This window comes from Streptomyces sp. P9-2B-2 (assembly GCF_030406865.1).
Lineage (GTDB): Bacteria > Actinomycetota > Actinomycetes > Streptomycetales > Streptomycetaceae > Streptomyces > Streptomyces platensis.
Genome location: NZ_CP129126.1, coordinates 5,587,270 through 5,598,639, shown reverse-complemented (window position 1 = coordinate 5,598,639; position 11,370 = coordinate 5,587,270). Strand labels below are relative to the sequence as shown.

Genomic DNA, 11,370 nt, shown 5'->3' with positions numbered 1-11,370 from the left:
GGGCGCCGTAGCGTCGGAGACATGAATCCGCAGGGGGAACGCTGGACGACGGATCAGGTGCTCGCACTGACACCTGACGAGGCATCACGCAGAGCGGGCGGCAAGCTCGCGGCGCCCGGGCCGTGGTCGGAAACGGGCGCGGACGGGGGCGCGGTGTGGGGGCAGTGCAAGGGCAGCAGCAAGAAGCCGTATCAGAGCGTCGTGGACCTCAACGGTCCCGCCTTCAAGTGCAGTTGCCCGAGCCGCAAGTTTCCCTGCAAGCACGCCCTGGGGCTGCTGCTGCTCTGGGCGGGCGGCGGCGGAGAGGTGGCGGCCGGGAAGCCGTCCCCCTGGGCGGACGAATGGCTGGCCGGACGCCGGGAGCGGGCCGAACGCGCCACGGCCGCTCCCTCGGGCGCGGACGCCCCCTCGCGCGCCCCCGCGGACCCGGAGGCCGCCCGGCGGCGGGCGGAGCGCCGGATGCAGCGGATCGGCGCCGGCGCCACGGAGCTGGAACAGCGGCTGGAGGATCTGCTCCAGTCCGGACTGGCCGCGGACGGGAACGGGGGCGGCTCCTGGGACGAGACGGCGGCCCGCATGGTCGACGCCCAGGCCCCCGGACTCGCCGCGCGCGTACGGGAGTTGTCGTCGGTGGTGGCGTCCGGACCGGACTGGCCGGCCCGGCTGCTGGAGGAGTGCGCTCTGCTGCACCTCCTCGACCAGGGATTCCTCGGTATCGAGCGGCTGCCGGGCCCGCTCGCGGCGACGGTCCGCGCACGCGTCGGGCTGACCACGGAAGCGGCGGATCTGCTGACCGGCCCCGATGCGGCGACGGTCCGGGACCGCTGGCTGGTGCTCGCCCAACAGGACAGCGACGACGGCATGCTGCTCACCCGCAGAATCTTTCTGCGCGGCGAGCGCACCGGCCGGATGGCACTGCATCTCTCCTTCGGCGGCTCCACCGGCCGCCCCCTGGACCTGGCGCTGCCGCCCGGCCTGGTGCTCGACGCGGACCTGGCCTACTACCCGGGCGCCCGCCCGCTGCGTGCCACTTTCGGTGAGCGGCACGCTCCGGTGACCCACGGGCCGGTACCCCCCGGCGGTGGTATCGACGCCGCCCTGGCCGCGTACGGCGACGCGCTGCGCGACGACCCGTGGCTGGATTCCTGGCCGGTGGTGCTCAGCGAGGTCACCCCGATACCGAGCCGCGACGGGGCGGGCTGGCAACTGGCCGACGCGGACGGCGAGTCGGCGCTCCCACTGGACCCGCGCTGCGTCGGCCGGACGAGCCTGTGGCAGCTCGTCGCCCTGTCGGGCGGGGCCCCGATCACGGTCTTCGGCGAATGCGGCCATCGCGGCTTCCTGCCGCTGACCGCCTGGGACCCCACCCCGGTGCCCCTGTGACCCGCGCCCCGGCCGTGACACCCCGGCCCACCCGGACGCCGTCCACCCCCGATGCCTGGAGGAAGGGCATGACGCGCACCACCCCGACAGCCGCACCCACCCCCACCACTTCACCCGCCCCCTCCACTTCGCCCCTCCCCGCCACTTCACCCGCATCCTCCGCCGTGGCCACCCCGGACGCCCCCGCCCCCTGGTCCGAGCTCGTGAGCGCCGCGCTGCTGGGGACCGAGCGGCGGACACCGCCGGTGGCGGCGCGGCCGGGGCAGGGCGCCGCGGCCGCGCTGCTGGACGCGGCCGCGGTGAGCACGGTGCGCCGCCGGGCCGCGCTGCGCCCCGCGTTGGCCGGTGAGCGGCCCGCTCCGGCCCCGGCCGACCCGCGGCCCCCGCTGCCGCCCGCGGCCCGCCGCCGGCTGTCCCTGCTGCTCGCCGACCGCGGCGCCGGCGCGGGCGGCAGCCGCCGTGGCACGGCCCCCGACCTCACCGAACTGCTGCCCCAGTGGCTGTCCGCCGCCGTCGACCACGGCTACCGCGCCCCGGAGGTCCTGCTGCCCGCGCTGCTCGACGCGGCCCGCGCCCGTACGGATCTGCGGCCCGCCGCGCTCGCCCTGGCGGGGCCGCGGGCCCTGTGGCTGGCCCGGCTCAACGCCGAATGGAAGTTCGCACTCCGGGGCACCGGCAGCCGGGCCGGGCTCCCCGGCGACGGTGACCCCGCGGCAATACGGCGCACATGGGAGGAGGGCCTGTTCGCGGAGCGGGTCGCCCTGCTGACCGCCCTGCGCCGCCAGGACCCGTCCGCGGGCCTGGCGCTGCTGACCACGACCTGGTCCACGGAACGGGCGGAGGACCGTCTGATGTTCCTCGACTCGCTGCGCGAGGACCTCTCGGCGGCCGATGAGCCCTTCCTCGAACAGGCCCTGTCCGACCGCAGCCGCAACGTCCGCGCCACGGCCGCCGAACTGCTCTCCACGCTCCCCGGCTCCGCCCTCGCGGCCCGTATGGCGCAGCGGGCGCACACCTGCATCGGCCTGGACCGTACGGCCGGCACACCGGTGATCGCGGTGGAGGCGCCCCATGAGTGCGATCCGGGGATGCAACGGGACGGCGTGGCCGCCAAACCGCCCTCCGGTAGGGGCGAACGGTCCTGGTGGCTGAGCCAGTTGGTGGAGGCCACACCACTGGACGGCTGGCACGCACGCTTCGGGGGCCGGGGCGCGGCGGCGATCATCGCGCTGCCGGTGGGCGACGACTGGCGGACGGAGCTGCACGATGCCTGGTGCCGCGCCGCCGTGCGCCAGCGGAACACCGACTGGGCACGGGCGCTGCTGGGCGCCCCGGCCGCACCGTCCCAGGCCGCCGAGGTCGCCCCGGCCGGCTCGTCACGGGACCTGACGAAGCTGCTGACCGTACTTCCCGGGGACGAACGGGCCCGGTGGGTGGCGGAGTTCATCGCGGCGCACGGCCTGTCCGAGGCCTTCCGGATGCTCGGGGTGTGTGCGGTCCCGTGGGCCGAGCCGCTCGGCGGAGCGGTGGTCGACGCCCTGGACATCGCCCGGGACGCGGGCAGCTACCCCTGGAGCTTCAGCGGGGTGATGGGCCTGGCCGAGCGCTGCCTGGACCCGGCCGCCGCGGACCGTCTCGACATGCTCACGGCCGTCACGGACGAGCCGGAGGGCGCCTCGCCCGGCTCCGGCGGCTACTGGTCCGAGGCCTTCCAGCGCCTCGTCGGCACCCTGCGCCTGCGCGCCACGATGCGTACGGAACTCACCCCGCCGCCTAACGGGGACGACGCCGGTGCCGGTCCCGGTCCCGCGCCCACCAACGCCGACGGAGCCACGCCAGGCCCCCGCGTACCAGAACCCCGCGTGCCATGACCGCGCCCACCAGGCCCGCCGCCCCGGGCCCCACAACGGCCCGGCCGCCGGGGGGCCGGGCCGCCGCAACAGGGGCCGCTCCAGCCCCCCGGTGTCTCAGACCGCCAGCGAGCGGACGTTCGCGTGGACCCACTCCACGATCGAGGCGGTCGTGGCGCCCGGCGTGAAGATCTCCGCGACGCCCTGGGCCTTGAGCGGGGCGATGTCCGCCTCGGGGATGATGCCGCCGCCGAAGACCTTGATATCCGCCGCGTCCCGCTCCTCCAGGAGGGCGATGACCTTCGCGAAGAGGGTGTTGTGCGCCCCGGAGAGGATGGACAGCCCGATCGCGTCGGCGTCCTCCTGGATCGCGGTGTCGACGATCTGCTCGGGGGTCTGGTGCAGCCCGGTGTAGATCACCTCCATACCGGCGTCGCGCAGCGCCCGCGCGATGACCTTGGCGCCCCGGTCGTGCCCGTCCAGGCCCGGCTTGGCCACGACCACACGGATCGGCCCCGACCTGCCCGCCGCGCCCTGGCTCCCCGCTTGCGCTCCGTCATGCCGAGCCACACTCATCACTGCCTCCAAGCCATGCACGGCACTGTGGTGCCGCCGAGCCGACAATCGATCGCGCGACCGCGATCCGGCGGCCACGAGCGTGAACGAACGTTATCGCCAGCATCCCGTACCCAGCCGTTTCGTGACATCCGGGGAGGGGGAAATCACACATGGGACACGTTCGCTACGCGCCGCGTCCCGCGTGTCGTGCCGCCGGAGCCGGGCGGCGCAGGGCGCGGGCCGGGCGCACGGGGAGCCACCGCCGGGCCACCGAGCCGCCGGGCACGCATCAGCGCGATCAGCCGCCTGCCCGTCATCGCCGCCCAGGGCTTCCCACGAGGGCATACGGGGGTCGACGCCGCCTTCCGCGTGCCGTTCGGGAGGTCGGCCATGCAGGCCCTGCCCTTTCTCTCCGCACCTCTGCTGATCGCGCGCCTGGTTTCCACACCGTTCCGGTGCGCGCGCCTGCTCCCCAACCGCGCCTCTTCGCTTCTCCTGCGCAGCGCGGTCGTGGACCTGGCGATCCTCGCCGGCCATCTCCTGCTCTATCCGACCGGCATCTCCCAGGAACGCCCCCTGCCACTGCCCGCACCCCACCCCGCGGCCGGGCCCCCGGAAGGGCTCCTGGAGCCGGGGATTCCGCAGCCCGCCCCCGGCGCGCCCACGATGCTGCCGACCGAGGGCCGGGCCCATCCGCCGGTCCTCCTGCTCCACGGCTTCATCGACAACCGCTCCGTCTTCCTGCTGCTGCGCCGCTCACTGCACCGGCACGGCTGGCGCCATGTCGAGGCGCTCAACTACTCCCCGCTGACCTGCGATCTCCGTAAGGCCGCCGAATTGCTCGGCCGCCATGTGGAGGAGGTCTGCGCCCGGACCGGCCATCGCCGGGTGGATCTCGTGGGCCACAGCCTCGGCGGGCTCATCGCCCGCTATTACGTACAGCGGCTGGGCGGCGACATCCGCGTCCGTACGGTGGTCACGCTCGGCACCCCGCACTCCGGTACCCGTATCGCGCCCCTGCTGTCGGCGCACCCCCTCGTCCGCCAGATGCGCCCCGATTCCGAGGTGATAGCGGAGTTGGCGCGCCCGGCGCCGAATTGCCGCACGCAATTCGTGGCTTTCTGGAGTGCGGAGGATCAGGTGATGGTTCCGGCCACAACAGCGAAAATCAGTCACCCTGATTTGCTCGCGTACAACGTGCATGTCGCCGGTGTCGGACATCTCGCCCTGCCGGTCAATGGCACCGTCGCCGCCGGAATACGAGAAGCGCTGACCGCGGCGGAAACGGCGGAAGGAGCCGCGGACACCATTTCGGTGGCCTGACCGGCCGGCCGCGACGACCTGCCAGGCGTCCGCGGAAGGCCGTCACGACGCCGCATCGAGGCCGCATCGACGACATGATCTTGACGTGGAGTCGAACAAACATCGAACGAGGCGCCAAGAGCTCGCATGGGGACTGCCGAAAGGCGGCCAAATGCCCGATCTGGCCTAGCCCAAAACCAGTTGAAGATTGTCGCCGTCGCGTACCGCCGGGTACAGTCGCCGCTAATTCTCCTGCTGCCGAGGCGAAAGAGAAGTTGGTGAACGACCGTCACCCCTCGGAGGCCCAGCCTCCGACCGGCTCTCCTGCCGACGCCTCGTATGCGCATTACCCGGCTTACGACTCCTATGCACAGCAGGCCCCGGCCGGCGTCGCCGAATACGGCAACGGCGACCCCCTCTTCGGCTCGCTCCCCGGCTCGTACGAGACCGGTATGTACGACACCGGCACCTATGACACCGGGATGTACGACACCGGTACGCACGCGGCGGGCGCCTACGGCATGAGCGTCTACGGCACCGGCAGCCACGGCGCCGACACCTATGACACGGGGACGTACCCGGCGGGCGGCGGCTACGCCACCGGCGCGTACGACACCGGCGGCTACGCCTCACCCCAGTGGGACACCGGCGCATGGGAGACCGGCGGGTGGGGCACCGGCGTCTATGCCGCCGTCGACCCGCAGGTGTCCGACGCGGGCTACGACCCGTACGCGCACACCACCTACGACGCCTCGGCGCACGACGCGACCGCGTACGCCCCGTCCGGGCACGAGACAGCCGGTTATGACGCCACCGCGTACGGTCACGGCGGCTACGACACCGGGAGCTACGCCACCGGCACGTATGACACCGGCAGTTACGCCACCGGCGCGTACGAGGCCGCCGACGCGTTCGACGCCTTCGACCGGCAGGCCAGCGCGCTCCAGGAGACCGCGAGCTACGAGGCCACCGCGATCTGGTCGACCACGGACCAGGACCTGATCGCCAATATCCCGGCGCAGGCCGGACCGCCCCCGACCGACACCCTCCAGTGGGACCGCGCCACTTGGGACGAGGCCGGGCACTTCAGCAACGGCGGCCCCGACAGCGACCGGCCCGCGCACGACCCGTACGACACCGGCCGGACCGAGGCCGACGAGCACTCCCCCGGCGACGCCGAGGGCTACAGCGAGGCCGCGGCCGTGGCGGACGCCATGACGCAGGCCATGCCGATCACCCCCGCGGCCCCCGCCCCGGCCGGCCGGCGGGTCGCCGGGCCGGACGCCGGGAAGGCCGTCCGCGGCCGGGGCCGGCGGCGTACGGCGAAGCGGTCGGCGCTGCTGACCGTCGCGGTGCCCTCGGTCGCCGCCATGGGCGTGTGCGCCGCGGCCGCCGCTGCCGTCACCGATTTCGGCGGCGCCGACAAGGACGAGGCGACCACCCAGGCCGCGCCCGACGCCGGGGCCGTCAAACCGGCCGCGGCCAACAACAAGCTCGACACCCAGCTCGCCGGACTCAGCGCCAGCGCCGACGACTTCCGCGACCGGGCCAGCCGTACGCAGGAGCGGATCGACCTCAAGGAGCGCCAGGCGCAGGAGCGCAAGCGCAAGGTGGAGGAGGCTGCCCGCAAGGAGGCGGCGCGGCCCAAGTTCCTGCTGCCGGTCAAGCAGCACGGGCTGAGCGCCCAGTTCGGCCAGGCCGGGGTGAACTGGATGTCGCTGCACACCGGTATCGACTTCCCGGTCAGCTACGGCACCCCGGTCATGTCCGCCACCGACGGCACCGTGCGCACCCAGTGGAACTCCGCCTACGGCAACATGGCGATCGTGACGGCGCCCGACGGCACCGAGACGTGGTACTGCCACCTCAGCAGCACCAAGATCCGCTCCGGGTCGGTCAAGGCCGGTGACCAGATTGCCTATTCGGGCAACTCCGGCAATTCCACCGGACCGCATCTGCACTTCGAGGTGCGTCCCGGCGGCGGCGCGGCGGTCGACCCGCTGCCGTGGCTGCGCGACCACGGCCTCGACCCGAACTGACCTCCGACGGCTCCGTCGAAGCCCCCGAGGTATGTCCCCGGGGGCTTCCGGCTTTCGTTACAGCTTCTCCACCGGCGCATACCGCAGCAGCAGCCGCTTGGGCTTCTCGCCGCCGAAGTCGATCGTCGCCTCGGCGTTGTCGCCGCTGCCCTTGACGCCGACGACCGTGCCGAGGCCGAAGCTGTCGTGCGTGACGCGGTCGCCGATGGCCAGCGAGGCCGCCGGGCGGTCCTGGGAGCGGCGGGTCGCGAAGCCGCTGGGGCCCTTGGCGCGCGACGACGAGAAGGAGGAGCCGAAGCCGCCTCCGCCGCCCGCCGACAGGCCGCCCATGGAGGCGGAGGGCGTCGCCGGGCCCGTCCGCTTCCACTCCACGTAGTCGACCGGGATCTCCTCCAGGAACCGGGAGGGCGGGTTGTACGAGGGCTGGCCCCAGGCGCTGCGCATCGTCGAGCGGGTGACGTAGAGCCGCTCGCGGGCGCGGGTGATGCCGACATAGGCCAGCCGGCGCTCCTCCTCCAGCTCCTTGGTCTGGCCCAGCGAGCGCATGTGCGGGAAGACGCCGTCCTCCATGCCGGTCAGGAAGACGGTCGGGAATTCCAGGCCCTTGGCGGTGTGCAGCGTCATGAGGGTGATGACGCCGCTGCCTTCCTCGTCCTCGTCCGGGATCTGGTCGGAGTCGGCGACCAGCGCGACCTGCTCCAGGAAGTCCGAGAGGGTGCCGGGACCCGGGGCGGCAGCCCCCTCTGTCGCGGCCTCGCCGCGGTCCTGCTCGAACTCCAGGGCCACGGCGGCGAGTTCCTGGAGGTTCTCGATCCGGGTCTCGTCCTGGGGGTCGGTGGAGGCCTGGAGCTCGGCGAGGTAGCCCGTACGCTCCAGGACCGCTTCCAGGATGGTGGCGGGGCCGGCGCCGGACTCGACGATGGTCCGCAGCTCCTCCATGAGGACGTTGAAGCGCTTGACGGCGTTGGCGGACCGGGCCGCCATGCCGTATGCCTCGTCGACCCGGCGCAGTGCCTGCGGGAAGGTGATCTTCTCGCGCCCCGACAGGGCGTCGATCATCGCCTCGGCGCGGTCGCCGATGCCGCGCTTGGGCACGTTCAGGATGCGGCGCAGCGGGACGGTGTCCTCGGGGTTGCTGAGCACCCGCAGATAGGCGAGCACATCGCGGACCTCCTTGCGCTCGTAGAAGCGCACCCCGCCGACGACCTTGTAGGGCAGCCCGACCCGGATGAAGATCTCTTCGAAGACCCGGGACTGGGCGTTGGTGCGGTAGAAGACGGCGACATCGCCGGCCTTGGCGTCCTTGGCGTCCGTCAGCCGGTCGATCTCGTCGGCGACGAACTGGGCCTCGTCGTGCTCGGTGTCGGCGACATAGCCGGTGATCTTGGGGCCGGCGCCGGCGTCCGTCCAGAGGTTCTTGGGGCGGCGGTTCTCGTTGCGCTCGATGACGGCGTTGGCGGCGGACAGGATCGTCTGCGAGGAGCGGTAGTTCTGCTCCAGCAGGATCGTGGTCGCGTCCGGGTAGTCCTCCTCGAACTGGAGGATGTTGCGGATCGTGGCGCCGCGGAAGGCGTAGATCGACTGGTCGGCGTCACCGACGACGCACAGCTCGGCGGCGGTTTCCGCGGGGCCGACCAGTTCGCGCACGAGGGTGTACTGGGCGTGGTTGGTGTCCTGGTACTCGTCGACGAGGACATGGCGGAAGCGGCGGCGGTAGTGCTCGGCGACGTCCGGGAAGGCCTGGAGCAGATTGACCGTGGTCATGATGATGTCGTCGAAGTCCAGGGCGTTGGCCTCGCGCAGCCGTGCCTGGTATATCGCGTACGCCTCGGCGAGCGTCTTCTCAAAACCATCGGCAGCGGTGCCGGCGAAGGTCTCCTCGTCGATGAGCTCGTTCTTGAGGTTGGAGATCTTCGCGCTGAAGGACTTGGGCGGGTAGCGCTTGGGGTCCAGATCCAGATCGCGGCAGACCAGGGCCATCAGGCGCTTGGAGTCGGCGGCGTCGTAGATCGAGAAGGACGAGGTGAAGCCCAGCTTCTTGGACTCGCGGCGCAGGATGCGGACGCAGGCGCTGTGGAAGGTGGAGACCCACATGGCGTTCGCGCGCGGGCCGACCAGCTCCTCGACGCGCTCCTTCATCTCACCGGCGGCCTTGTTGGTGAACGTGATCGCGAGGATCTGGCCGGGGTGTACATGGCGCTCGGCGAGCAGATGCGCGATGCGGTGGGTCAGCACCCGGGTCTTGCCGGAGCCGGCACCGGCGACGATCAGCAGCGGACCGCCCGTGTGCACCACGGCGGCCTTCTGCTCGTCGTTGAGCCCCTCCAGCAGCGCCGCCGGGTCGATGGCGGGGCGGGCGGCGCCGTCGCGGTAGTACGGCTCCCTGGGCGCGGGCGCGTCGAACCTCCCGCCGAAGAGGTCGGCGGGGATCTCCTCCGGGGCCGGGCCGTGCTCGTCCTCCGGGGCCGGGCCGTGCTCGTCCTCGGGGGGCGGGGGGTGCTCCTCCTCGCCCTTGTGGCCGAGGTCCGCCAGGAAGCTGTCGTCAAAGAGGCTGCTCATCGCCCACCGAGTCTAGGCCGCCGCACTGACAGTCCGCCGCGGAGTGGCGGATTGCGCGCCACCACCGGGCGGCCCCCCGCGCAGCGCCAGGTCAGGAGGCCGGCGGCCGGGCGCCGGGCGGGCGGCGCTTCGTCTACCCGAATCCGACATCTGCCACAACAACCCCCGCATCGCGTTCAGGTCACGAAAAGGTTTCGGGCATATCGAACATCAGCCTTCACAGAAGCCACACGAGTTGGCTAACGTCCTCGCTCAGGCAGCCCGCCTCCCCGCGAACGACAGGTTCGCACGGGCCGCCGACGCCGAGTCCGGCCCTGCCCTCAGGCACCCGGAGCCGGGGACCCACCAGCACCACCGGGGTGAATCGATCCGTACGGCCGTCGCCAGTGGACGTCCGGACCGTAGGGCAAGCCTTCCGTCAGCGACACCGCCCGAACCCGACAGCTAACCCGGTAGGCGGTCCACGGAAGGAGTTGCCGGCCTTGGCGTCGCATCGCAAGCCGCGCACCAGCGTTCTCGCCTCACCCACAGGCCGCCGTACGGCGGCCGGCCTCACCACCGCCGCCCTCGCCTCGGTCACCCTGCTCTCGCAGTCCGCCGAAGCGGCCCCCAGGGCGCCCAAGCCCACCGTCGAAGAGGTCAAACAGAAGGTCGACGACCTCTACCACCAGGCCGAAGTGGCCACCCAGAAATACAACGCCGCCAAGGAGCGCGCCGACGGCCAGCGCCACACCGTGGACAGTCTGCTCGACGCCTCCGCCAAGCGCGCCGAGAAGATGAACGAGTCCCGGCGCCTGTTGGGCACCTTTGCCTCGGCGCAGTACCGGACCGGCGGCATGAACCCGACGGCGCAGCTGATGCTCGCCAAGGACCCGCAGCAGTTCGTCGACCGCAACCACCTCATGGAGCGGCTGACCGGCCGGCAGAAGCAGGCCGTCACCGACTACCAGGAGCAGCAGGCGGCGGCCACCAAGCAGCGCGCCCAGGCGACCCGCAGCCTGGAGCGGTTGCAGGAGTCGCAGGCCTCCCTCAAGGAGTCCAAGCGCTCCGTCCAGGACAAGCTGGCCGAGGCCCGGCAGCTGCTGTCCCGGCTGACCGCGCAGGAGAAGGCGCGGCTGGCGGAGCTGGAGCGCCAGAAGGAGGCGGCGGCCAAGCGCCGGGCCGCGGAGGAGGCGCGCAAGCAGCAGGAGCGGGAGCGCCAGCGGCAGCAGGACGGCGGCGGCTCGACGGGCGGCTCCACCGGTAGTGGCTCCACGGGCGGGTCCACGGGCGGCTCCACGGGCGACTCCACCACCAGCAAGGGCGCCAAGGCGCTCGCCTTCGCCCGCGCCCAGATCGGCAAGCCGTATGTCTGGGGCGCGACCGGACCCACGTCCTACGACTGCTCGGGGCTGACCCAGGCGGCGTGGAAGGCGGCGGGTGTCGATCTGCCGCGGACGACCTGGGACCAGGTCAAGGTGGGCCAGCGGGTGGCCACCAAGGATCTTCAGCCCGGCGACCTGGTCTTCTTCTATAACGACATCAGCCATGTCGGCATGTACCTGGGCGACGGGAAGATGGTCCACGCTCCGAAGCCGGGCGCCAGCGTCCGGGAGGAGTCGATCTACTACATGCCGATATACGGGAGCGTCCGCCCGGGCTGACCCCGGCCCGCTCCCCCACCAGACCACCCCCCACGG

At 72.4% G+C, this 11,370-nt stretch carries 7 protein-coding genes and 1 riboswitch; of the genes, 5 read left to right on the top strand and 2 right to left on the bottom strand.

Annotated elements, in window-relative coordinates; genetic code table 11:
- The first annotated feature begins 21 nt into the window (after nucleotides 1-21).
- Both QT196_RS24650 and QT196_RS24645 read left to right on the top strand, forming a co-directional pair.
- Nucleotides 22-1,383 carry an SWIM zinc finger family protein gene (locus QT196_RS24650; RefSeq protein ID WP_290355701.1) on the top strand — a complete coding sequence of 454 codons (1,362 nt, stop codon included), beginning with the start codon at nucleotides 22-24 and terminating at the stop codon, nucleotides 1,381-1,383.
- Nucleotides 1,384-1,451: 68 nt separating this feature from the next.
- A complete protein-coding gene (locus QT196_RS24645; protein WP_290355700.1) occupies nucleotides 1,452-3,254 on the top strand; it encodes a DUF5691 domain-containing protein in 1,803 nt (600 codons plus the stop codon).
- Nucleotides 3,255-3,350: 96 nt separating this feature from the next.
- Here QT196_RS24645 and QT196_RS24640 read toward each other — a convergent pair whose 3' ends face one another.
- Nucleotides 3,351-3,809 carry a cobalamin B12-binding domain-containing protein gene (locus QT196_RS24640; protein WP_042147443.1) on the bottom strand — a complete coding sequence of 153 codons (459 nt, stop codon included), beginning with the start codon at nucleotides 3,807-3,809 and terminating at the stop codon, nucleotides 3,351-3,353.
- A gap of 372 nt (nucleotides 3,810-4,181) precedes the next feature.
- On the opposite strand from QT196_RS24640, the gene QT196_RS24635 reads away from it, so the two are divergent.
- Together QT196_RS24635 and QT196_RS24630 are read left to right on the top strand one after the other, a co-directional pair.
- Nucleotides 4,182-5,114 carry an alpha/beta fold hydrolase gene (locus QT196_RS24635; RefSeq protein ID WP_290355699.1) on the top strand — a complete coding sequence of 311 codons (933 nt, stop codon included), beginning with the start codon at nucleotides 4,182-4,184 and terminating at the stop codon, nucleotides 5,112-5,114.
- A 257-nt stretch (nucleotides 5,115-5,371) separates the two neighbouring features.
- The gene (locus QT196_RS24630) at nucleotides 5,372-7,132 is read left to right on the top strand and encodes a peptidoglycan DD-metalloendopeptidase family protein (protein WP_290355698.1); all 1,761 of its coding nucleotides are present in this window, start codon (nucleotides 5,372-5,374) and stop codon (nucleotides 7,130-7,132) included.
- A 57-nt stretch (nucleotides 7,133-7,189) separates the two neighbouring features.
- On the opposite strand, the gene pcrA is transcribed toward QT196_RS24630, so the two are convergent.
- A complete protein-coding gene (gene pcrA / locus QT196_RS24625) occupies nucleotides 7,190-9,691 on the bottom strand; it encodes a DNA helicase PcrA (protein WP_290355697.1) in 2,502 nt (833 codons plus the stop codon).
- 290 nt (nucleotides 9,692-9,981) lie between these two features.
- A riboswitch (cyclic di-AMP (ydaO/yuaA leader) is annotated at nucleotides 9,982-10,166 on the top strand.
- Between the two features lie 7 nt (nucleotides 10,167-10,173).
- On the opposite strand from pcrA, the gene QT196_RS24620 reads away from it, so the two are divergent.
- Nucleotides 10,174-11,334 (top strand): C40 family peptidase, encoded by a 1,161-nt coding sequence (locus QT196_RS24620; RefSeq protein WP_290355696.1) that lies wholly within the window; start codon nucleotides 10,174-10,176, stop codon nucleotides 11,332-11,334.
- Nucleotides 11,335-11,370 lie beyond the last annotated feature (36 nt).